Genomic DNA, 21,240 nt, shown 5'->3' with positions numbered 1-21,240 from the left:
CGGGCTCCTCAGAAGAACGTACGGACGAAGTCCGAGACCGTGCCGTCGGCCTCGACCAGCGGGATGAGCTGCCACTTGTCGAAGGACGTGCACGGGTGGGACAGGCCCATCCCGATCCAGTCGCCGACCTCCAGCCCGGCGCCCGGCTCGGTGCCGATCCAGGCGTGCTGGTCGGAGAGGCCGGTCACGGAGATGCCGTCGGCGGGGCGGACCGAGCCGTCCCGGGCCGACCGGACGACCTGCGCCTCGGGCAGGTCCAGGTCGTACGCCGCGTCCCGCTTGCCCGCGTTGGCGAACGCCTGCGCGCCGTTGGGGCGCGAGACGACCTGCGCCCACAGCCGGAAGGCGGGCTGCAGGGCGCCCTCGTCGGGGTGGCGGTTGAAGGGGGTGAGGTGACGGTAGTGGCCGTCGTCGTGCGAGACGTACGCGCCGGAGCGCAGCAGTTTCAGTACCGGGCTGGAGAGCTCCGGTACCTCGGCGAAGACCTCGGCGACCGTGTCGAACCACGCGCTGCCGCCCGCGCTCAGCACGATCTCGTCCAGGTCGGCGAAGCGGCCCGCCTTGTCGAAGTCGACGAGGAGCGCCACGAGGCGGCGCAGCCAGGCGGCGACCCGCTCGGCGTTCGCGTCCGGCACCTCGCCCTCGTACCCGGCGATGCCGACCAGGCGGAGGGTGTCGGCGGCGGCGATCGCGTTGGCCAGGTCCAGGCAGGTGGCCTCGTCGCGGACGCCGGTACGGGCCGCGTCGCCCGCGCCCAGCTCGATGACGACGTCCACGGGGCGGGCGGCGCCGGCCTCGCGCAGCGCGGCGTCCATCAGCTCGATGCCGCGCAGCGAGTCGACGTAACAGATGAAACGGAAGTCAGGGTCGGCGGCCAGCTCGCCCGCCAGCCAGCGCAGCGCGGCGGCGTCCACCATCTCGTTGGCGAGGAAGATCCGCTGGATGCCGAACGCGCGGTAGACCCGGGCCTGGTGCGGTACGGCCGCGGTGATGCCCCACGCGCCGTGCGCGAGCTGGCGGGCGAAGAGCTGCGGGGACATCGTGGTCTTGCCGTGCGGCGCGAAGGCGAGGCCGTGCCGGGTGGAGTACTCCTCCATGAGCGCGAGGTTGTGCTCGACCGACTCGGCGGACAGGGCCAGGACCGGGGTGGTGAAGCCGCCGGTGAAGAGGTTGCGGCGCTGGGCCGCCAGGGCGCCGACCGTGAGTCCTTCCGCGTCCGGGGGGAGGGCCTTGAAGCGGTGGTCCACCCGTTCGTCCGCGAGCTGTCCGATGGGGTGGTCGGACTGGGGATCGGCGGCCATGGGATGTCTCCTCAAATTTCCTGTTGCATCATCTGCAACGCCCATTGCGCATATCGCTGAATGCTGTCTAGCATCCGATTCATCGTCGGGTCAATGGTGGGAAACAGGGAGCGGAACACGCCCCCAACACACCACCGAGGCCCCGCACCACCCACCGCAAGGAGCAGGGAAACACCGTGACCACAGCGACCACGCCACCGCACGTCACCGCCGACGTCGTCTGCCTGGGCGAGTCCATGGTCACCTTCCTGCCCGCACGCCCCGGCAGACTCGCCGACGTGCCCTCCTTCGACCGCGGCATCGGCGGCGCCGAGTCCAACGTCGCCTGCGCGCTGGCCGCCATCGGGCACTCCGCGCGGTGGATCTCCCGGGTCGGCACCGACGGCTTCGGCGACCACCTCCTGGAGACGATCGCCGCACACGGCGTCGACGTCGCCCATGTGCAGCGCGACCCCAAGCGTCCGACCGGCATCTACTTCCGTACCGCGGGTGAGCGCGCCACCGGCGCCGAGTCGGCGGCGGACGGGCAGGACCTCGCCGAGGTCGTCTACTACCGCGCCGGCTCCGCCGCCTCCGCGATGACCCCCGCCCTCCTCGACGACCGGGCCCTCTGGGACGCCCGCGTCGTCCACGTCACCGGCATCACCGCCGCCCTCTCCGACGGCTGCCTCGACGTCCTGAAGACGATCACGGAGCGCCGCCCCGGCCGCCCGCTCGTCTCCTTCGACCTCAACTACCGTGTCGGCCTCTGGCAGGACCGCGCCGAGCAGGCGCCCGGCATCCTCCTCGGCCTCGCCCGCGGCTGCGACCTGGTCTTCGTCGGCGAGGACGAGGCCGCGGCCGCCTGGGACGTGCACGGCCCCGCCGCCGTGCGCGCGGCGCTCCCCGAGCCCGGCGTCCTCGTCGTCAAGCAGGGCAGCGAGGGCGCGACCGTGTACGAACGGCAGCCCGACGGCACCGACACCGTGACCTTCGCGCCCGCGCTCAAGGTCGAGGTGGCGGCCCCGGTCGGCGCCGGTGACGCCTTCGCCGCCGGCTTCCTCTCCGCCACCCTGCGCGGCCTGCCCGTCTTCGACCGCATCCGGCACGGCCACCTCATGGCCGCCGCCTCCCTCACCGTCCCCGGCGACCTCGGCACCCCGCCGGCCCGCGAGCTCACCGAGCACCTCGTGGCGCTCGACGCGGCCGCCTGGGAGACACTGCGACTCGGTCCCGGCTGGACGGACGACGGGGCCGGGAACGTACGGGTGGAGGTATCCCAGACATGAGCCAGACTGTCGACCGCGCTTTGAGCATCCTTCCTTTGCTCGCGCAGGGACCGGCCAACCTGGAGCAGGTCGCCGACCGGCTCGGTGTGCACAAGTCCACCGCCCTGCGGCTGCTGCGCACGCTCCACGAGCACGGCATGGTGTACCGCCAGCCCGACCAGCGCTACCGCCTGGGCGCCCGGCTCTTCGCCCTCGCCCAGGAAGCCGTCGAGAACCTCGACGTCCGCGACATCGCCCACCCCCACCTCGCCGAGCTCAACGAGAAGGTCGGACACACCGTCCACCTCGCGGTGTACGAGGAGAACGAGGTCCTCTACATCGACAAGGTCGAGAGCCGCTATCCGGTCCGGATGTACTCGCGCATCGGCAAGCCCGTCGCGATCACCGTCGCCGCCGTCGCCAAGCTGCTGCTCGCCGACCTCCCCGAGCCCGAGCGCCGCGCCGTCGCCGAGCGGCTCGACTACCCCCAGTACACGGCCCGTTCGACCCCCGACGCCACGGCCTTCCTGGCCGAGCTGGCCAAGGTGCGCGAACAGGGCTGGGCCACCGACCTCGGTGGCCACGAGGAGTCCATCAACTGCATCGGGGCACCCATCCGCGGTGCGGACGGCCGGCTGGTCGCGGCGATGTCGGTCTCCGCGCCGAACGTCGTCGTCTCCGCCGAGGACCTCCTCAAACTGCTCCCGCTGGTGCGCCGTACCGCGGACACCATCAGCCGGGAGTACTCCGGCAACGCCCCGGTAAGACCCCCGCAGGACCACAAGGAAGCCTGAGAACCACCATGACCGAGAAGACCGCCCTCACCCCGGCCACCCACACCACCCCGCCCGCGAAGTTCTCCCACGGCGTCAAGAAGGGCAACATCCTTCAGGTCGCCGGCCAGGTCGGCTTCCTCCCGGCGGAAGAGGGCAAGGCCCCCACCCCCGCGGGCCCGACCCTGCGCGAGCAGACCCTGCAGACCTTCGCCAACGTCAAGGCGATCCTCGAAGAGGGCGGCGCGACCTGGGACGACGTCATGATGATGCGCGTCTACCTCACCGACGTCGACCACTTCGCCGAGATGAACGAGATCTACAACGCGTACTTCGAGGAGCAGGGCCTCAAGGAGGCACCGGCCGCCCGTACGACGGTGTACGTCGGTTTGCCCAAGGGCCTGCTCATCGAGATCGACGCGCTCGCCGTCCTGAGCTGACGCCGCCCGCCCCCTGAGCTCTCCTCCGCAAGCCGTACTTCGTCACGGCGCGGCGCCTCTCCCGTACGAGGCGCCGCGCCGCGATCCCCCCTGCCCCGAAAGCCCCATGCACTTACGAGGTCAAAGATGTCCCCGTCCCCCTTCGCGGCGCTCTCGGCCGCCCCCGCTCCGGCCGCTCCACCCCACACCGGCGGCCTGCTCGCCCTGATCCCGGGCACGGCCGGCCTGCTCACCGTCGCGGCCCTCGGCATCGCCCTCCTCCTCGTCCTGATCATCAAGGTCAGGCTGCAGCCCTTCGTCGCGCTGCTCTCCGTCTCCATCGTGGTCGGCCTGGCCGCCGGGCTCTCCGTCACCGAACTCTTCGGCACCGTCCAGAAGTCCGACGTCGTCTCGATGATCGAGAGCGGCATGGGCGGCATCCTCGGCCACGTCGCGATCATCATCGGCCTGGGCACGATGCTCGGCGCGATACTCGAAGTCTCCGGCGGCGCCGAGGTACTGAGTGCCCGCCTGCTCCGCCTCTTCGGTGAGAAGCGCGCGCCGCTCGCCATGGGCCTGACCGGCCTGATCTTCGGTATCCCGGTCTTCTTCGACGTGGGCATCTTCGTCCTCGCGCCGATCGTGTACGCCGCGGCCAAGCGCTCCGGCAAGTCGATCGTCCTGTACGCCATGCCGCTGCTGGCCGGCCTGTCGATGACGCACGCCTTCCTGCCGCCGCACCCCGGTCCGGTCGCCGCCGCCGGCCTCTTCAAGGTCGACCTCGGCTGGGTCATCCTGATGGGCCTGATCTGCGGCATCCCGGCCGTGCTGGCCGCCTGGGGCTACGCCGCCTGGATCGGCAAGCGGGTCTTCGTCCCGGTCCCGCACGACATGGTCGAGGCCGCCGAGGAGGCCAAGGCCGCGGTCGCCGCGGAGAAGGCGGCGGCCGGCGCCGACGCCGACGAGAAGCCCGTCCCGCTCGGCACGGTCCTCGCCATCATCGGCACCCCGCTGATCCTCATCCTCCTCGCGACGTTCTCCTCCATCGCGCTGCAGCCGTCCTCCGGCCGCTCGGTCATCGAGTTCTTCGGCCACCCCTTCACGGCGCTGACCATCGCGCTGATCCTGGCGTACTACCTGCTCGGCATCCGCCGCGGCTGGTCCCGCAAGTCCCTGGAGACGGTCTCCACCGCGTCCCTGAAGCCGGTCGGCAACATCCTGCTGGTCGTCGGCGCCGGCGGAATCTTCGGCGCGGTCCTCAAGGGCAGCGGCGTCGCCGACGCCCTCTCCGACACCTTCCAGAACGTCGGCCTCCCGGTCATCGTGCTGGCCTGGCTGCTCTCCGTCGTCCTGCGCGTCGCCCAGGGCTCCGCCACGGTCGCCATCGTCACCACCGCCGGCATCGTGCTCCCCCTGGTCGAGTCCCAGCACCTCTCCCAGCCGCACCTGGCCCTGGTCATCATGGCCATATCGGCGGGCTCGATCTTCGCCTCGCATGTGAACGACGGCGGGTTCTGGATGGTCGCGAAGTACTTCGGTATCTCCGAACGCGACACCCTCAAGACCTGGACGGTCCTGGAGTCCGTGCTCTCCGTCGCGGGCTTCGTGGTCGCGGCGCTGGTGAGCCTCGTGGTCTAGCGGTGCCCCTCGTGGTCTGAAGTGGTTCTGGCCGTGCACGGTGATTGCTGTGCACGGCCATTGCCTTGGGGCCCCGGCACCCCGAATATGTGCATGACAACGCCGGAGAGTGAAATCTCCGGTTCGCATATCGGAGAGGACCCCACATGCACAGACCTCTCGTCGGCGCTCTCGCCAGCGCCGTACTCGGAAGCGCCGCTCTCATAGGCGCGGGCGCCGCGCCCGCCGCGGCCGATGCGCCACGGGTCAAGGCCGTGGACTTCGCCGGGACCGTGGCGCTCAGCAACTGTTCCGGTGCGGTGGTGCGGATGCCGGACTCGGCGGACACCGACAAGGCGCTGGTCATGTCCAACGGGCACTGTGTGGAGTCGGGGATGCCGGGGGCCGGTGAGGTCGTCGTCGACCAGCCGTCCAGCCGCAGCTTCACCGTGCTCAGCTCCTCCGGCGGCAACAAGGGCTCGGTGCGGGCCAGCAAGATCGCGTACGCGACGATGACGGACACCGACGTCTCGCTGTACGAACTGACCTCCACCTACGCCGACATCCAGCGGAAGTACGGCATCAAGGCGTTGCAGCTGGCGACCGAGCACCCTGTGCAGGGGGCCGGTATCAAGATCGTCTCCGGGTACTGGAAGAAGATCTACTCGTGCGGCATCGACGGGTTCGCGCACGAGCTGAAGGAGGGGGAGTGGACCTGGAAGGACTCGGTCCGCTACACCTCCGCGTGCAACACGATCGGCGGCACCTCGGGTTCGCCGGTGATCGACACGGCCACCGGCAAGGTCACGGCGGTCAACAACACCCTGAACGAGGACGGCGCGCGCTGCACGCTGAACAACCCGTGCGAGGTGGACGCGAGCGGCCAGGTGACCGTCCACCCGGGCATCGGTTACGCCCAGCAGACCTACACCATCCCGAAGTGCTTCGGTACGGGCAACAAGCTCGACCTGGGACGGGAAGGGTGCACGCTGCCCAAGCCGGCCGGGGAGTAACGGCCTTCGTGCACTGAGCAGAACTGAGCAGAAACCGAGCAGAAACCGAGCAGAAAGGGGCCCGCCGCCGGGGGGAGCCGGCGGCGGGCCCGTTCGCGGTCCTACGGCAGGTCGTGGACGTGCCCGCCGACCTCGTTCGCGAAGGCGTTGCCGTTCGCCGCGTCCCAGTTGGTCGACCAGGTCATCGCGCCGCGCAGCCCGGGGTAGGTCTTCGACGGCTTGAACGAGCCGCAGCCGGTGCCCTTGGTGAGACAGTCCAGGGCCGCGTTGACCACGTCCGGCGCGACGTATCCACTGCCGGCGGCCTTCGGGGACGCGGGCACGCCGATGCCGACCTGCGATGCGTCCAAGCCGTTCTCCAGTTGGATACAGGCCAGTGCGGTGAGGAAGTCGACCGAGCCCTGGCTGTAGACCTTGCCGTCGCAGCCGTTCATCGAGCCGCTGTTGTAGTACTGCATGTTGACGGCCGTGAGGAAGTCCTTGATGCCGAGCGCGGTCTTGAAGTACTCGTTCTCCGGCGACTGCATGTCGACGGTCTGCGGCGCCATCGTGACCACGAGGTCGCCGTGCGCGGCGTGCAGGGACTTCAGCGCCTGCGTCATATACGTGGAATTGAGGCCGTTCTCCAGGTCGATGTCGACGCCGTCGAAGCCGTATTCGTCCATCAGCCGGCCGACGGAATCGGCGAAGTTCTTCGCGGAGGCCTCGTCGGCGACGGAGACGGCGCCCTTCTCGCCGCCGACCGAGATGATCACGGATTTACCGGCCGCCTTTTTGGCCTTGATGTCCGCTTTGAAGTCGTCCGTCGAGGCATAGCCGAGCGCCGGGTCGAGGGTGAAGCCGACCTGCCCCGGTGTGCCGGTGGCGTCGGCGAACGCGACCGCGATGATGTCGTAGGCGTCGGGGACGTCCCTGAGCTTCTGGACGGTGGCGCCGTTGTCGAAGTTCTGCCAGTAGCCGGTGACCGCATGCGCAGGTGGGGCGGCCTGGGCGGGCTGGACGGCGCCGGCCGCCGTCAGTCCGGCGGTCGTCAGTGCGGCGGCGGCGAGGGCGCCGAGCAGTCTCTTCGTGAGCGTGAACGTGTGTGGGCGTGCGCGGACCACGACAGCCTCCGGTGGGGGGTGTGGGGGTGTTACGGAGTGCGCGTTCAGGGGCCCCTGTTGCTGCCCTACAACGTGGTCCAGACCAATAATTCTGTCAAGGGTCCGGGCGGGAACGGGAATTGGCGCAGATCACGTTTCGGAGCGCCATTTCCGGGACAGGGGGTCGAATTCCGCTGCGGGCGAGCGGTGTTCGGGTGTCTGCTGTGGGGAGCGGAATTCCCCTGGGAGCGAACAGGGCGCGGGGCTGCCCGGATCGGTACGGAATGGCGGTCCGTGGGCGGGTCGTTGTGGCCTGGTTCGGGGCAACCGACCGGCATATGCCCGCACTTGCGGCTGGATCACGCCCCTTGTCCGGATCAGATCACCTGCCGACTTGTAAACTTCAGTATTCAACAGTAATGGCTGTGGATAGATCGCCGTTGATCGGTAAATGATCTCCGGAATGGCTACCGTGAGAGCGTTGTGGTGGCGGTCGCCGGAGGCGTCGGAGTGTTTTCTGTTGCCCGGGACGCGGCTAAAGTCTGCGCAGGACAAGACACCGCAGCGAGGGAAGTTGTGGAGCGAGTGACGTGGTGAAACGGGGACACACACATGCCGACCGCGATAGCCGTCACCAGCCCTGATCTGGTGCTGGCGCCGCCCGACAGGGTGACGCCCCCCGCGCATGTGCTCGGCCCTCCGGAACGCCAGTCGCTGGACGACGCGCTGTCCCAGATGTACTTCCTCCTGGAGCAGCACGGCCATGTCCTGGTGGTCCACTCCCACGCGGCGCCGCAGGAGCACGTGCGCCGCCTGCAGACCCTCCGTGCCGTCCTGGAAAGTGACCGGATCGCGTTGATCAGTAGCGCATTGCCGCCGCTCGGCGTCGGCCTGCTGGTCCGTCAGTTACGCCAGCTCTCGGCGTGCGACGTGGGCCCCGGCGTGCTCGGCGCGGCCGCGAAGCTGCTCACGTACTACATCCACGCGGGCGCGCTGCTGAACAGCGTGACCCGCCTCGACGCCGTGCCCGTCAGCCTCAAGGCGCACGCCAGATCCTGGGTGCCGGGCTCGCAGTTCGCCGTGCTGGCCCACCCGGCCCCGGAGCTGGTCATGCTCGGGCCCGACGGCGCCCGGCTGCCCGGTCCCGACTTCCCCACCCATCTGACGGTGGCACAGGGACAGTTCGTCTCCCAGTGGCCGCGGGACCTGGCCCGCCAGTGGTCCGTCCAGGCCGTGCAGCAGGCCGAACTGCCCGCCGAGTCGGCGCGCTGGTGGGGGACCGGCCGGCTGACCGAGTTCGCCGCGGGCATCGCGGACACCGCCGTACTCGCCCGGCTCGTGGCCTCCGTGCACCGCTTCCCCTGCCCCTGGTGCGGTCTGGAACTGATCGGCGACCGCTGTGCGTTCTGTGCTGCCCCGGTGCTCCCCGCGGAGCACTCCAGCCCCTCCGGCACCGCCGCCGACCGCGGAGCCGGACCGTCCGGCCGGTCGCGGTAGCGGCCATCCGGTGCGGCGGCCACAGTGGGCACATGGACGGATTACTCGGCGACGGGGGCGGCACACGAGCCGGTCACGGCCCCACCGCACCCGCACCACCCCTGCGTCATGCCCCGCCCCGCTCACCGTAATCGCCCTGAACGAGGTAGTCCGCAACCATGAACTCACGCCAGCGCCGCGGCATCGTCCTGCTGCTCCTGTCGGTCCTGTGCGCATTCGGCGCCTTCGCCGGCGTCCTGTCGGTGATCAGCGACGTGCAGTCCAAGGTGGGACCCGAGGTCTCCGCGTACGAGCTGCGGACCGACGTCGACGCGTACAAGGCCCTGAGCGAGGAGCAGTTCAAGAAGGTCCAGGTGCCCGAGCGCTGGCTGCCGAGCACCGCGGTGCGCGACCTGGACCAGGTGGTGGGCAAGATCGCGGTCAATCCGCTGCGGAAGGGCTCGCTGCTGCAGACCGACATGGTCGCCGACCGGCCGGCCCTGAAGCCGGGCCAGCAGGAGATCGCGATCATGATCGACGCGTCGACCGGCGTGGCCGGCAAGATCACCCCCGGTGCCTCGGTCAACATCTACGCCACCTTCGCGGGGGAGGACGGCGAAGCCGACAGCTCCAAGGTGATCGTCAGCAACGCCGAGGTCATCGACGTCGGCCGGCTCACCGCGCTCAAGCCCCGGCCGGGCGAGACGGCCGACGCCGGCGGCGAGGCGGTGCCGATCACGTTCGCGCTCAAGACGCTGGACGCGCAGCGCGTCGCGTACGCGGAGTCCTTCGCCACTCACGTACGCCTGGCGCTGGTCGCGCCGGGCAGCGACGCCACCATCCCGGACGATCAGCGGGACTACACCCTGGCCGGGGACAAGTGAGGTAACGGATGGTCACACGAATCCTCCCGGCCGTCGGCGACGCCGAAGCGGCCCGCGCGGTGACGACGCTGCTGAGCCAGCTGCCGGACACCGAGCCGGCGCCGCCCGTCGGCAATTCGACGCTGCTGCTCGACACCCTCGCGCAGCTCGCCGAGGAATCGCTCGCCGACCTGCCGGAGGTCGTCCTCGTCCACGAGCGCGTCGGCCCGGTGCCGGCGCTGGAGCTGATCCGCGAGGTCGCCCTCCGCTTCCCGGCGGTCGGGGTGATTCTGATAACCGCCGACACCGGTTCCGGGGTGTACGCCGCCGCCATGGACTCCGGCGCCCGCGGCGTGGTCGGCCTGCCCCTGTCGTACGACGAGCTGTCGGCGCGCGTGCACGCCGCCGGGAGCTGGGCGGCCGGGGTGCGCCGCCACCTGAGCGCGGACGCCGGGCTGCCGACCGGGCCCGGCGGCACGGTCATCACGGTCAGCGGCGCCAAGGGCGGCGTCGGGACCACCACGCTCGCGGTGCAGCTGGCGCTGGCGGCCCGGGCGGTGGGCCGGCACGTGGCGCTGGTCGACATGGACCTCCAGAGCGGCGATGTCGCGTCCTACCTGGACGTGCAGTTCCGCCGGTCCATCGCCGACCTGGCCGGCATCAAGGACATCTCGCCGCGCGTCCTTCAGGACGTCGTGCTGCACCACGAGACGGGCGTCGGGCTGCTGCTCGCGCCGCAGGAGGGAGAGCGCGGCGAGGAGGTGGACGAGCGGACCACCCGGCAGGTCATCGGCGCGCTGCGCAGCCGGTACCACGTGGTGATCGTCGACTGCGGGTCCCAGCTCACCGGCGCGAACGCCGCGGCGGTGGAGATGGCCGACGGCGCGCTGCTGGTCGTCACCCCGGACGTGGTCACGGTACGGGCCGCCAAGCGCACCGTACGGATGTGGGACCGGCTCCAGGTGCGCAAGGCCGAGGACACCCTGGCGGTGGTCAACCGGCACACCCGCATCACCGAGATCCAGCCGCCGCTGGTCGAGCGGATCGTCGGCACCCGCGTGGCCCGTACGTCCGTGCCCGCGGGCTTCAAGGAGCTGCAGCCCGCGGTCGACGCGGGCCGGATGCAGGACCTGGACGACCGGGGCCAGGTCAAGCAGGCGATGTGGGCACTGGCCGGCGAACTGGGCCTGGGCCGGGGGCCCGAGGACGGCCCGGTGGGGCACGGCCGGAGCAGGCGCGGCAAGTACCGCAACGACCGGGGTTCGATCGGCTTCCGGCGCCGCCGTGAGGGCCGCGGTGGCGCGGCCGCCGCGGACAGACCGGGCGGGGAGGGCTGAGCGATGACCCCCTGGCGGGTACGTGTCGCGCGGCGCGTGCGGCGGATGCGGGAGGACCGGGGGCAGGTCGCGGTGGAGTTCCTCGGCATGCTGCCGCTCATCGTGACCACCCTGGTGCTGCTGTGGCAGTGCGCGCTGGTCGGTTTCACGTACACGCTGGCCGGAAACGCCGCGGACCGGGCGGCCCGCGCGGGCAGTTCGGGCGGCCCGGGGGCCTGCGAGCGCGGCGGTACGGAGGACCTGGGCGGGAGCTGGCGCGCGGGTGCCGCGGTCTCCTGCACGCCCGCGCCCGGCCTCGTCAAGGCCGAGGTCGCCCTCAAGGTGCCCGTCCTCTTCCCCGGCTCGCTCGCCTTCCCCTTCCGGGTCACCGGCGAGGCCGCCGCCGTGAAGGAGGACTGAGCCATGGTGGTGCCAAGCACACGGAGGCGGACCGACCGGGGGCAGACTGCCGTCGAGTTCGTCGGCATGCTGCCGATTCTGATCCTGGTCGGGCTGGCGCTGGTCCAGTTCGGCATCGCCGCGTACGCGATCCAGCAGACCGGTACGGGAGCGCGCGCCGCGGCCCGTACCGCGGGGCTGGACGAGCCGGAGATCACCCCGGACGCCGCCGGGCGGGCGGCGATGAGCGGCTGGCTCGCCAAGGGGGCCACCTTCTCGCCGGGCACCGGCGGGCCGGGTGCGGTGACGGTGACCGCCACGGTACGCATCCCCTCGATCATCCCGTTCGTCGACGACCTCGGCGCCACCGAGAAGACCGTCACCATGCCGCGTACGGAGGAGTCCGCACCATGAGCCTGAGGGCGCGCATCAACACCCCTGAGGCCCCCAACGGGCAGCAGGAGGAGAACCACCTCGTCGCCGTCTACCGCGGCAAGCTGCTGGAGGAGATCGACCTCGCGGAGATGTCCTCGCTGGCCGCCGCCGAGCGGCGGGCCCGGCTGGAACGCGTACTGGGCCACATCATCAGCCGCGAGGGCCCGGTGCTGTCCACGCACGAGCGCGCCATGCTCATCCGGCGCGTCGTCGACGAGGCGCTGGGCCTGGGCATCCTCGAACCGCTCCTGGAGGACGCCTCGGTCACCGAGATCATGGTGAACGGGCCCGACCAGATCTTCGTCGAGCGGGCCGGCAAGGTCGAGCTGCTGCCGCTGCGGTTCGCCTCCAACGAGCAGCTCATGCAGACCATCGAGCGCATCGTCTCCACGGTCAACCGCCGGGTGGACGAGACCAATCCGATGGTCGACGCCCGGCTGCCCTCCGGCGAGCGGGTCAACGTCATCATCCCGCCGCTGGCGCTGTCCGGCGCCGCGCTCACCATCCGCCGCTTCCCCCGCTCCTACACCCTCCAGGAGATGATCGGCCTCGGCTCGCTGGACGAGCACATGCTGATGCTGCTCTCGGGGCTGGTGCGGGCGAAGTTCAACATCGTCGTCTCCGGCGCGACCGGCTCCGGCAAGACCACGCTGCTCAACGCGCTCTCCGGGCTGATCCCCGAAGGCGAGCGCATCATCACCATCGAGGACTCCGCCGAACTCCAGCTCCAGCAGGCGCACGTCATCACGCTGGAGGCCCGCCCCGCCAACGTCGAGGGCAAGGGCCGGATCACCATCCGCGACCTCGTACGCAACTCCCTCCGCATGCGCCCGGACCGGATCATCGTCGGCGAGGTGCGCGGCGGCGAGACGCTGGACATGCTGCAGGCGATGTCCACGGGCCACGACGGCTCGCTGGCCACCGTGCACGCCAACAGCGCGGAGGACGCGCTGATGCGGCTGCAGACCCTGGCGTCGATGTCCGAGGTCGAGATCCCGTTCGTGGCGATCAAGGACCAGATCAACAGCGCGCTGGACGTCCTCGTCCAGCTCACCCGGCACGCCGACGGCACCCGCAAGATCAGCGAGATCGCGATCGTGGACTCCTACGGTCGCGAGGACTACCGGCTCGTCTCGGTCGCCAAGTTCCTGCCCCGGCCGATGGGCGCGGACGGCCAGGTGCACGGCACCTTCGAGTACTACCCGCTGCCGCGCCGCGTCGCCGACCGCCTCTACATGAAGAACGAACCGCTCCCGGCCGCCTTCGGCGTCGCCTCCGACGCCGGCCAGCTCGTCGTCCGCAAGGGCGAGTACCCCGCCTGACCCTCCGCCCGTCCACCCCGCCCCCTCACGGAGGAAACCACCGCCGCCATGGACAACCTCGCGCTCCTGACGATCGGCAGCACGCTGCTGGGCTGCGTGCTCGCCGTGCTCGGCGTGTACGCCGTCGCCTCGGGCCGCGCGCAGCACGCCGCGCTGGTCGACCGGCTCGACCGGACCGGGCAGTTCCGCGCGCCGGGCCGCCGCCGCGGCTTCGACGGCCTGGACCGCCGGCTGCGCGGGACGCGGTTCGGCAAGCGGCTGGAGATCCGGCTCGCCGCCACCGGCCTGGACCTCACGCCCGGTACGTTCTTCGCCGCCATGGTCGCGGCGGTGCTCGGCCTGTGGCTCCTCGCCAGTGTGCTGCTCGCGCCGTTCTTCGGGCCGATCGCCGGCGCCGCGGGCCTGTGGGGGGCGTTCGCGTACCTCAACTGGCAGCGCCAGAAGCGCACCGAGCGGTTCATCAGCCAGCTCCCCGAGCTCTCCCGGGTCCTCGCCAACGCCACCCAGGCGGGCCTGGCGCTCCGTACCGCGCTGGCCATGGCCGCCGAGGAGTTGGAGGCCCCGGCCGGCGAGGAGCTGGGCAAGGTCGCCGATCAGCTCGCCGTCGGCCACTCCATCGACGACGCGCTCGGCGCGCTCGCCGAACGGCTGCCCTCCCGCGAGCTGGTCGTCCTGGTCACCACGCTGGTACTCGCCAACCGGGCGGGCGGCACGGTCGTCAGCTCACTGCGCAACCTCACCGAGACGCTGGAGGAGCGCAAGGAGACCCGCCGCGAGGTCCGTACGCAGCTCTCGCAGGTCACCGCCACCGGGTACGTCGTCCCGCTGCTGGGCCTGGGCGCGCTGCTCGTCATGAACGGCATCTGGCCCGGCGCGCTGGACAAGATCACCGGCAGCGTACTGGGCCAGGGCACGATCCTCGTCTCGCTCGCCCTGTACGCGCTGGGCTTCTTCCTCGTCCGCCGGCTCGGCAAGATCGACGTCTGAGAGGCGCACCATGGGACTCCTCTACGCCCTCCTCCTCGGCCTCGCCGTCCTCGGCGCGGTGTACGGCTGGCGGCTGTACCGCTCCGAGGCCAAGCTGCCCGGCGACCTCGTCGTGGCGCTGGAGGTCGGCTCCTCCCGCACCAGCGCGGCGGGCTCGGCCATCGACCGGCTCGGCATGCGGTACGCGCCGATGGTGCTGCGCATGATGGGCCCCAAGCGCGTCGACCGGCTGCGCAAGCGCATCGACATGGCGGGCAACCCCGGCGGCCTCACCGTCGACCGCTACGCGGCCCGCCGCTTCGTCTACGGCGTCACCGGCGCGCTCGGCGCCCTCGCGATGGCGGCGAACGGCCAGCCGGTACTGGCCCTCCTGATGGTCGCGTTCGGGCTCTTCTGGGTCGAGGTCGCCCTCTGGTCCGCCGTCCGGCAGCGCAAGGAAGCCATCGAGCGCACCCTCCCCGACTTCCTCGACGTGCTCGCCGTCGTGGTCTCCGCCGGCCTCGGCTTCCGCCAGGCCCTGGACCGTACCGCCGAGAAGTACGAGGGCCCCTGGTCCGACGAACTGCGCATCACCCTGCGCCAGATGGACATGGGCGTCAGCCGCCGCCAGGCGTTCGAGGAGCTGCGCCGGCGCAACGACTCCGAGCAGGTCGCGATGTTCGTCACCGCGCTCCAGCAGGGCGAGGAGCTGGGCGCGCCGATCGTCGACACGCTCATCGCGATCGCCAACGACATGCGGCGCACGGACGCCCAGAACGCCCGCCGCAAGGCGGCCAGGGCCGTCCCGAAGGCCACCACCACGATCACGATGGTCATGGTCCCGGCCACGATCCTGCTGATCGGCGCGGGGATGTTCCTGGGATCGGGGCTGCTGGGGTGAAGCGCGGCGCGGCGGACCGGCGGGACCGGCGGGGCGGTGCGTTCCGGCGGCGCGCCGCCGCGCCCATCACCGCGGGCGGCCCGCTGCCGCCGCACGGCCCCGAGGACCCGGCCGCGCCCACCGCGGAGCCCACCCTCCGCCTCCAGCTCAGCGCCCTCCAGGCGCTGTGCCGGCAGGTCTTCGGCTTCCGGCTGGCGATGATCGCCCTCGCCACCCCGTTCGCCATCTACGGCACCAAGCGCGGCTGGCCCACCATCCTGGTCTGCTCCGCGGTGCTGTTCACCTTCATGGCCTCCTACATGCTCTTCCGGGACTGGGAGCGCTTCGGGCCGCTGCTGCTGCGCCACCACTGGCTGCTCGCCCTGGACGCCGCCTTCGGCGCCCTCCTCCTCTTCACGGCCTCGCCCGCCAGCCCGCTCAGCTACGTCACGATGTGCACGCCGCTGCTGGCGGGGCTGGCCTACGGCTGGCGCGGCGCGGGCGTCTTCGCCTCGCTGACCGTCTGCATCGTCCTGCTGGCGTACGTCGGCGACGCGGACCTCGACATCACGCTCGCCGGCTCCACCCTGCTGCCCGGCGTCTGCGTCCTGGCCGGCGCGGTCGGCGTCACCCTGCGCAATCTGATGCTGCGGTTCGGCGCGGCCAGCCAGGCGCTCACCGAGACCCGCTCCCGGCTCGCCGTCAACGAGGCCGTCGAGTCCGAACGCGCCCGGCTCGCCCGCGAGATGCACGACTCGGTCGCCAAGACGCTGCACGGCCTGGCGCTGGCCGCCGACGGCCTGGCCGGCTCCGCCGACCGCACCGACCCCACGACGGTCAAGCGCCGGGCCGAGCTGGTCTCCCGGGCAGCCCGCCGGGCCGCCGCCGAGTCCCGCGAACTCCTCTCCGACCTGCGGCGCGAGACCGGCCTGGACGGCGGCGTCGACGTGTTCGGTGAACTCCGCGCGCGGGTCGCCGACTTCGCCCGCCGTACCGGCTTCACGGCCTGCTACCGCCCGCTGGGCGACACCCCCGCGCCCCCGGTCCCGCAGGCCATCGCCCGCCAGCTGCTCACCATCGTCACCGAGGCCATGGACAACGCCCGCCGGCACGCGGCACCCAGCCGCCTGGACGTCACGGCGGGCGTGGTCGAGAGCAGCCTGCGCATCAGCGTGTGCGACGACGGCCGCGGCCTGCCGCCCGGCACCACCCTGGACGGCCTGCGCAGGGCCGGCCACTTCGGCCTGGTAGGCATGGTGGAGCGGGCGGCCGGCATCGGCGCCCGCATCCGCATCGGCCGCGGCCGCGCCACGAAGGGGACGGAGGTCCGGGTGGAACTCCCACTGGCGGCCGTCCTGCCGAAGCCGCCGTTCGCACCGCTCCCCGTACCGCCGTCCCGACCCCCCGCCAGGCCGTGAGAGGAGGCCGCACCATGCCGGAGTTCCGTGATCCGGGCGGCGCGCCCGCCACCGACCCGTTCCCCCTCGACGACATGTTCCCCTTCGACGACGAGATGTTCGTCCTCGAGGACGACCCGTTCGACTTCGGGGACGGGCCGTCGGCCTTCGGGGGCGGCCCGTCGCCTGTCGGGGAGGCCCCGGCCGCCTTCCCGGACGCCACGCTCCCCGAGCGGGGCGCGCCCCTCCGGGTCCTCGTCGCGGACGACAACCCCGTCGTCCGTGCGGGGCTCACCGTCCTCCTCTCCGGGCGCCCGGACATCCAGGTCGTCGCGGAGGCCGCCGACGGCCGCCAGGCGTATGAAGCGGCGCGGCAGCACCGCCCCGACGTCGTCCTGCTCGACGTCCGCATGCCCGGCGTCGACGGCATCTCGGCGCTGCCCCATCTCGCCCGCCTCGCGGCCGTCATGATGCTCACGTACAGCCGGGAGAGCGAGCTCGTACGGGAGTCGCTGCGGCTGGGCGCGGGCGGCTATCTCGTGCACGGTGAGTTCACCGCGGACGAACTGGCCGACGCGGTACGCGACATCACGGCGGGCCGTGCCCGTTTCACCGCCACGGCCTGCAACGCCCTGCTCGCCCACGTCCGTTCGGCGCCGCCGGCGCCGTGCGTCCCCCAACAACCCCTCCCGGAGGGCCTCGGCGCGGCGTACGGGGCGGAGCCGGCGGGCGGCGCGCCGTACGGAACCGGCCAAGGAGCCGGGGCTTCACCTTCCGGCCATCGCGGGGGCGCACCGGACGAACTCGCTGCTGCTGCAAATGGCAATTCCAGTCAGAATGACCCGGCTGCCGCTGCGAGTTCGCAGTATTGCGGGGTGCACTCGGTCTCGAATTCATCGCGTCCGCTGCAAACTACTTCGCAACCGCAAGTCGATATGGCACAGTCTGCGACTGGGCCGCACCGAGCGGCCGCTGCCGTCCCCGCACAGCGGGACGGTGCCCGGTGGGCGCAGCAGGGAAACGGCACGGGCCGGTTCGGGCTGAGCCATCGCGAGGCGGAGGTGATGGAACTGATCGCGGCAGGCATGACCAACGCGCAGATCGCCGCCACCTGCTTCATCAGCGAGAAGACCGTCAAGAACCACATCAACCGGATCTTCACCAAGCTGCACGCCACCAGCCGGAGCCAGGCCATCGCGGTCTGGCTCGGTACCGCCCGAAGGGGAACGCAGAGCCATGGCTGAAGGGGGGACGGGCCGCCCGGTCCGAGGGGAGCCCGGCGCGGCCCGCACCGGAATTTGGGCCCGCGGGGAGGTTTGGGCCCGGGATTGGGCCCGGGGACCCATGCCCGGCGTGGGCGCTCCGGCGTACGTTTCCGGTGTCGCCGGCGGTACCGGCCGGGGGGAAGCAGGTGCCACGTACGGCGTGGAAGCCTGCGTGCCGGCCCTCACCCGGCCGGCCGGACCCGGAGGGGAACACCACCATCATGAACCAGCGGATGCTCAAGGCCACGACCGCCACCCAGGTGTACATCGGTACCTGGCGGGACGCCTGCATCGAGCGGATGTACGGGCGGGAGCGCTCCAAGGGGCAGACCGCGGTGGAGTACATCGGCATGATCGTGGTGGTTGTGGCGATCATGGCGGCGATCGCGGGCTTCACGGACATCGGCGACACGATCAAGAACAAGATCAAGGCCGCGATCAACAGCGTGAAGACCGGCTGAACCTTCCCGCGCCGCGGATTTTCCGCGCGCGGCCGCGGACGTGCCGCGATTCAGGGCAGGCCCTCCCCATCTACATCACGGTGGTGGCGGGCCTGCTCTTTCTCGCGTTCGCGTACTTCGCGGTGGGGCAGGCGGCGGCCGCCCGCAACGGCGCCCAGTCCGCGGCCGACGCGGCGGCGCTGGCGGCCGCCCAGGACGCCCGCGACCAACTGCGCGAGGCCCTGCTCGGCTCACTCCGGGAGCCCGCCGACTGGCCCGTGATCATTGAGGGACAGCTCTACGACGCGGCCCGGGCCTGTCTGGCGGCCGGCGGCTTCGCGCAGCGCAACGACGCCGCGATGGCGGGCGACGGCTGCCGGCAACTGGCCGATCAGCGGCAGGGCTTCACCGTCCGGGTGCGGACCACCGGCGGCATGGGCGCCTCGGTCATCCCGGGCACCGAGAACGAGCAGGCGGAGGCGGAGGCCACCGCGGTCATCGAGCCGAAGTGCGCCCTGCGGCCGGACGAGGAGCCGGGCGGGGGCGGTTCCGGCGACGAGAGCCCGGATCCGGAGCCCGGTGCGGACGACCCGGAGCCCGGTGCGGGCGACAAGGACAAGGACCGCGAATCCGGGCACCTGAATCTGATGTGCGACGGCCAGGAGTGGTCCATCGATCCCGAGGAACCGGATCCCGCGCACCCGGACTTCCCGCGCGCGGCCGATCTGTTCTCCGTAAAGCTTGCCGACTGAAGCCCTCTCACGGCTGACGGCGCGAAGACGAGTAGAGGACGAGTTCATGAGTATGTGGCAGATCACCCCGGCGCGACGGACGGTGGCCGCCGCTTCCCTCGCGGCGGCGCTCGCCTTAACGCTGTCCGCGTGCGGTGACGACCCGGCGAAGACGGAGACGCAGATACCGTCGTCCAGCCAGCAGCACACCAGTGACCAGGGCGGCGGCGAGCGGGCGCGGCAGCCCGAGCAGCCGGCCGAGGACACGGTGATCGCCACGCTGCACGGCCCGCAGGGCATCACGCTGGACGTGACGTCGGCGACGCGCGACTCCAGCGGATTCGTCACCGTCAACGGCAACCTGAAGAACTCCTCGGACGAGGACTTCACCGACACCGCCCAGTGGACCGGCCCCGAGCTGGCCATGAAGCGGGCCGCCGGTGACTCCCTCGGCGGCGCCACCCTCGTGGACAAGGCCGAGAAGAAGCGGTACTACACGCTGCGCGACACGGAGAACCGCCCGCTGGCCACCACGGGGCTCGGCATCGTCGCGGCCAACTCCGCGCAGAAGGTCTTCATGCAGTTCCCCGCGCCGCCCAAGAGCACGACCGACGTGGACCTGCAGATCCCGACCTTCCAGGCCGTCTCCCTCACGCTCACGGACGCGTGATCCGATGAGGACCCCTCACCGCTACCGCGTGCGCGGGCCCGTACTGCTGCTGTCCTCGGCGCTGGCGGCGGGCCTGACACTGGCCGGCGGGCCGGCCGCGCTCGCCGACGAGGACGTACCGGCCGCGCCCTCCGTCTTCCGCGGCAAGGTCGACGTGAACGACCCCGACCTCAAACTCCCCGAGGGCAAGACCCTCGCCGCGCCCAAGGTGCTGGACATCAAGACCGTCGTCGGTGACGAGCGCGGCACGGAGCAGCGCGAGGACTCCAACTCCGACGTGAAGTTCCAGCTCCAGGCCGAGGTGCTGTTCGGCAAGGACAGCGCGAAGCTGTCCGACGTGGCGAACGACCGCATCGGGCAGATCGCCGACGAGATCGAGGAGCAGCAGGCCACGAACGTGACCGTGGCCGGCTTCACCGACGACCTCGGCTCGTCCGCGCACGGCCTCAAGCTGTCCAAGCAGCGCGCGGACGCCGTCCAGCGGCAGCTGAACGAGGACCTCGACGGCAGCGGCATCACCTTCGAGATCCGCGGCTACGGCGAGGACGCGCCCGTCGCCAGCAACGACACCGAGGAAGGCCGCAAGAAGAACCGCCGCGTGGAGGTCTCCTTCCCGCGGGCCGAGTGACCGCCCGGCGGCCGTGACGGGCGCCTCGATGTGAAGAGACACCACATATCCCCGTGAAGGTGGTGAAGAAGGCCCAGGCCGGACTCGACGCGGCCCGGGGGCGGATGACAGCGTGCATCCGGACCGGGCGGGCGCCGGCCTGAGGGCTGCCGTACGCGCCGGGCGGCGTACCCGCGGCAACAGCCCGCAGGTGCGGCGACGAAAGGCAATATACGGAACACCTGAGTGGGAGCTGACGTGACACTGGATCTGACGGTCGGCGGTGTCTGGGGCCCGCGGCAGGAGAGCCCGGACCAGCTCGCCGAGCGCTGGCTGCGACTCCTGCGGCGGCTGGCGAGGATCGCGCCGGAGGACTTCGCGGGCTGGCGGGCCGAGGCGGTCGGACAGGCGGAGCAGCTGCCCGAGAACCCCGAGAACGTGGACGCGGCGTGGTTCGCCTCGTACCTCTCGCGCGTCAACCCCCAGGACGACGCCGCCACGATCGGGTACTCCGCCGTGCTGGTCGCGGCCCGGCCCGGCCGGCCGATCATCACCCTGAGCGTCGGGGCCGGCGGGACCCCGGCGTTCGCACCGCAGACCGCCGTCATCACGGTCCGCTCCGCCGACCTGAACGATTCTGCGCCGCTGGTCACCCGGCTCCCCGAGGTCCTCACCGCGATCGCGGAGGAGTGGGACGCGGACTGGGGCGACATCGCCGACGACGACCTCCTCGGCGCGCTGGAGAAGGAGTACGAGCTCGACAACTCCACGCCGCGCTGCGGCCGGGCCGTGTACCTCTCCAGCCGCCGCCGGGCACTGGTCCCGGAGGACGTACCGGGGCGCCGGGCGTACACCGAGCACGGCGGCCTGGTCATCGACCTCGGCCGGCCGGACGGCACAGCGCCGGACGCCGACCATGTGCTCGCGGTCAACGGGCTGCTCCGCAAGGCCGGTGCGCTGGAGGAACTGCCGTGCCCGATGGACCGCGCGAAGTGGTGAACCTCTTTTTGCGGTGACGCGA

The 21,240-nt window shown here is 71.5% G+C and carries 22 protein-coding genes; 20 read left to right on the top strand and 2 right to left on the bottom strand.

Annotated features, from left to right (window positions below):
* Positions 1-8 precede the first annotated feature (8 nt).
* Positions 9-1,301 carry an amino acid deaminase gene (locus IF04_RS0131095; RefSeq protein ID WP_030265449.1) on the bottom strand — a complete coding sequence of 431 codons (1,293 nt, stop codon included), beginning with the start codon at positions 1,299-1,301 and terminating at the stop codon, positions 9-11.
* Between the two features lie 236 nt (positions 1,302-1,537).
* Here IF04_RS0131095 and IF04_RS0131090 point away from each other — a divergent pair, with 236 nt between their 5' ends.
* The 5 genes from IF04_RS0131090 to IF04_RS0131070 all read left to right on the top strand — a co-directional run bounded on the left by IF04_RS0131090 (position 1,538) and on the right by IF04_RS0131070 (position 6,370).
* The gene (locus IF04_RS0131090) at positions 1,538-2,569 is read left to right on the top strand and encodes a sugar kinase (RefSeq protein ID WP_106975708.1); all 1,032 of its coding nucleotides are present in this window, start codon (positions 1,538-1,540) and stop codon (positions 2,567-2,569) included.
* A complete protein-coding gene (locus IF04_RS0131085; protein ID WP_030265445.1) occupies positions 2,566-3,342 on the top strand; it encodes an IclR family transcriptional regulator in 777 nt (258 codons plus the stop codon). Before IF04_RS0131090 ends, IF04_RS0131085 begins: the two co-directional genes overlap by 4 nt.
* Before the next feature lie 8 nt (positions 3,343-3,350).
* A complete protein-coding gene (locus IF04_RS0131080; protein ID WP_030265443.1) occupies positions 3,351-3,761 on the top strand; it encodes a RidA family protein in 411 nt (136 codons plus the stop codon).
* Between the two features lie 126 nt (positions 3,762-3,887).
* Complete coding sequence (locus IF04_RS0131075) at positions 3,888-5,378, top strand: GntP family permease (RefSeq protein WP_030265440.1); 1,491 nt, start codon at positions 3,888-3,890, stop codon at positions 5,376-5,378.
* Between the two features lie 146 nt (positions 5,379-5,524).
* Positions 5,525-6,370, top strand: coding sequence for a trypsin-like peptidase domain-containing protein (locus IF04_RS0131070; RefSeq protein WP_030265437.1), 846 nt, complete (start codon positions 5,525-5,527; stop codon positions 6,368-6,370).
* A 101-nt stretch (positions 6,371-6,471) separates the two neighbouring features.
* On the opposite strand, the gene IF04_RS0131065 is transcribed toward IF04_RS0131070, so the two are convergent.
* A complete protein-coding gene (locus IF04_RS0131065) occupies positions 6,472-7,473 on the bottom strand; it encodes a chitinase (RefSeq protein WP_030265433.1) in 1,002 nt (333 codons plus the stop codon).
* A gap of 591 nt (positions 7,474-8,064) precedes the next feature.
* On the opposite strand from IF04_RS0131065, the gene IF04_RS0131060 reads away from it, so the two are divergent.
* From IF04_RS0131060 to IF04_RS0130990, 15 genes are all read left to right on the top strand, one after another.
* On the top strand, positions 8,065-8,949 hold the full coding sequence (locus IF04_RS0131060) for a hypothetical protein (RefSeq protein WP_051831718.1): 885 nt from the start codon (positions 8,065-8,067) through the stop codon (positions 8,947-8,949).
* Positions 8,950-9,107: 158 nt separating this feature from the next.
* Entirely contained in the window at positions 9,108-9,812 is a 705-nt protein-coding gene (gene cpaB / locus IF04_RS0131055; protein WP_030265426.1) for a Flp pilus assembly protein CpaB, read from the top strand.
* An 8-nt stretch (positions 9,813-9,820) separates the two neighbouring features.
* A complete protein-coding gene (locus IF04_RS0131050; RefSeq protein ID WP_051831717.1) occupies positions 9,821-11,128 on the top strand; it encodes a CpaE/TadZ family protein in 1,308 nt (435 codons plus the stop codon).
* A gap of 3 nt (positions 11,129-11,131) precedes the next feature.
* Entirely contained in the window at positions 11,132-11,527 is a 396-nt protein-coding gene (locus IF04_RS0131045; protein WP_051831716.1) for a TadE family protein, read from the top strand.
* Between the two features lie 3 nt (positions 11,528-11,530).
* On the top strand, positions 11,531-11,920 hold the full coding sequence (locus IF04_RS0131040) for a TadE family protein (RefSeq protein WP_030265415.1): 390 nt from the start codon (positions 11,531-11,533) through the stop codon (positions 11,918-11,920).
* A complete protein-coding gene (locus IF04_RS0131035) occupies positions 11,917-13,263 on the top strand; it encodes a TadA family conjugal transfer-associated ATPase (protein WP_030265412.1) in 1,347 nt (448 codons plus the stop codon). The genes IF04_RS0131040 and IF04_RS0131035 overlap by 4 nt, the downstream gene beginning before the upstream one ends.
* 48 nt (positions 13,264-13,311) lie before the next feature.
* Positions 13,312-14,250, top strand: coding sequence for a type II secretion system F family protein (locus IF04_RS0131030; RefSeq protein WP_030265409.1), 939 nt, complete (start codon positions 13,312-13,314; stop codon positions 14,248-14,250).
* A gap of 10 nt (positions 14,251-14,260) precedes the next feature.
* Complete coding sequence (locus IF04_RS0131025; RefSeq protein ID WP_030265407.1) at positions 14,261-15,130, top strand: DUF5936 domain-containing protein; 870 nt, start codon at positions 14,261-14,263, stop codon at positions 15,128-15,130.
* A complete protein-coding gene (locus tag IF04_RS0131020; RefSeq protein ID WP_425428476.1) occupies positions 15,127-16,527 on the top strand; it encodes a sensor histidine kinase in 1,401 nt (466 codons plus the stop codon). Before IF04_RS0131025 ends, IF04_RS0131020 begins: the two co-directional genes overlap by 4 nt.
* A gap of 14 nt (positions 16,528-16,541) precedes the next feature.
* Positions 16,542-17,750, top strand: coding sequence for a response regulator transcription factor (locus IF04_RS0131015; RefSeq protein WP_078601024.1), 1,209 nt, complete (start codon positions 16,542-16,544; stop codon positions 17,748-17,750).
* Positions 17,751-17,992: 242 nt separating this feature from the next.
* Positions 17,993-18,232 carry a Flp family type IVb pilin gene (locus IF04_RS0131010; RefSeq protein ID WP_030265400.1) on the top strand — a complete coding sequence of 80 codons (240 nt, stop codon included), beginning with the start codon at positions 17,993-17,995 and terminating at the stop codon, positions 18,230-18,232.
* Complete coding sequence (locus IF04_RS0131005) at positions 18,229-18,963, top strand: pilus assembly protein TadG-related protein (RefSeq protein WP_342668233.1); 735 nt, start codon at positions 18,229-18,231, stop codon at positions 18,961-18,963. The genes IF04_RS0131010 and IF04_RS0131005 overlap by 4 nt, the downstream gene beginning before the upstream one ends.
* A 46-nt stretch (positions 18,964-19,009) precedes the next feature.
* A complete protein-coding gene (locus IF04_RS0131000; protein WP_030265397.1) occupies positions 19,010-19,612 on the top strand; it encodes a hypothetical protein in 603 nt (200 codons plus the stop codon).
* A 4-nt stretch (positions 19,613-19,616) separates the two neighbouring features.
* Positions 19,617-20,240 carry an OmpA family protein gene (locus tag IF04_RS0130995; protein WP_051831714.1) on the top strand — a complete coding sequence of 208 codons (624 nt, stop codon included), beginning with the start codon at positions 19,617-19,619 and terminating at the stop codon, positions 20,238-20,240.
* A gap of 237 nt (positions 20,241-20,477) precedes the next feature.
* Positions 20,478-21,218, top strand: coding sequence for an Imm52 family immunity protein (locus IF04_RS0130990; protein ID WP_051831713.1), 741 nt, complete (start codon positions 20,478-20,480; stop codon positions 21,216-21,218).
* Positions 21,219-21,240: the final 22 nt, after the last annotated feature.

This window comes from Streptomyces violens, assembly GCF_000717745.1.
Taxonomy (GTDB): Bacteria; Actinomycetota; Actinomycetes; order Streptomycetales; family Streptomycetaceae; genus Streptomyces; species Streptomyces violens.
The sequence above is the reverse complement of the archived record's forward strand: the minus strand, read 5'-3'. Positions and strand labels throughout refer to the sequence as shown.

Bases quoted from the DNA above. Each gene is read 5' to 3' on its own strand.
- IF04_RS0131095 (WP_030265449.1), bottom strand. From the start codon at position 1,301: ATGGCCGCCGATCCCCAGTCCGACCACCCCATCGGACAGCTCGCGGAC.
- IF04_RS0131090 (WP_106975708.1), top strand. From the start codon at position 1,538: ATGGTCACCTTCCTGCCCGCACGCCCCGGCAGACTCGCCGACGTGCCC.
- IF04_RS0131085 (WP_030265445.1), top strand. From the start codon at position 2,566: ATGAGCCAGACTGTCGACCGCGCTTTGAGCATCCTTCCTTTGCTCGCG.
- IF04_RS0131080 (WP_030265443.1), top strand. From the start codon at position 3,351: ATGACCGAGAAGACCGCCCTCACCCCGGCCACCCACACCACCCCGCCC.
- IF04_RS0131075 (WP_030265440.1), top strand. From the start codon at position 3,888: ATGTCCCCGTCCCCCTTCGCGGCGCTCTCGGCCGCCCCCGCTCCGGCC.
- IF04_RS0131070 (WP_030265437.1), top strand. From the start codon at position 5,525: ATGCACAGACCTCTCGTCGGCGCTCTCGCCAGCGCCGTACTCGGAAGC.
- IF04_RS0131060 (WP_051831718.1), top strand. From the start codon at position 8,065: ATGCCGACCGCGATAGCCGTCACCAGCCCTGATCTGGTGCTGGCGCCG.
- cpaB (WP_030265426.1), top strand. From the start codon at position 9,108: ATGAACTCACGCCAGCGCCGCGGCATCGTCCTGCTGCTCCTGTCGGTC.
- IF04_RS0131050 (WP_051831717.1), top strand. From the start codon at position 9,821: ATGGTCACACGAATCCTCCCGGCCGTCGGCGACGCCGAAGCGGCCCGC.
- IF04_RS0131045 (WP_051831716.1), top strand. From the start codon at position 11,132: ATGACCCCCTGGCGGGTACGTGTCGCGCGGCGCGTGCGGCGGATGCGG.
- IF04_RS0131040 (WP_030265415.1), top strand. From the start codon at position 11,531: ATGGTGGTGCCAAGCACACGGAGGCGGACCGACCGGGGGCAGACTGCC.
- IF04_RS0131035 (WP_030265412.1), top strand. From the start codon at position 11,917: ATGAGCCTGAGGGCGCGCATCAACACCCCTGAGGCCCCCAACGGGCAG.
- IF04_RS0131030 (WP_030265409.1), top strand. From the start codon at position 13,312: ATGGACAACCTCGCGCTCCTGACGATCGGCAGCACGCTGCTGGGCTGC.
- IF04_RS0131025 (WP_030265407.1), top strand. From the start codon at position 14,261: ATGGGACTCCTCTACGCCCTCCTCCTCGGCCTCGCCGTCCTCGGCGCG.
- IF04_RS0131015 (WP_078601024.1), top strand. From the start codon at position 16,542: ATGCCGGAGTTCCGTGATCCGGGCGGCGCGCCCGCCACCGACCCGTTC.
- IF04_RS0131010 (WP_030265400.1), top strand. From the start codon at position 17,993: ATGAACCAGCGGATGCTCAAGGCCACGACCGCCACCCAGGTGTACATC.
- IF04_RS0131000 (WP_030265397.1), top strand. From the start codon at position 19,010: ATGAGTATGTGGCAGATCACCCCGGCGCGACGGACGGTGGCCGCCGCT.
- IF04_RS0130995 (WP_051831714.1), top strand. From the start codon at position 19,617: ATGAGGACCCCTCACCGCTACCGCGTGCGCGGGCCCGTACTGCTGCTG.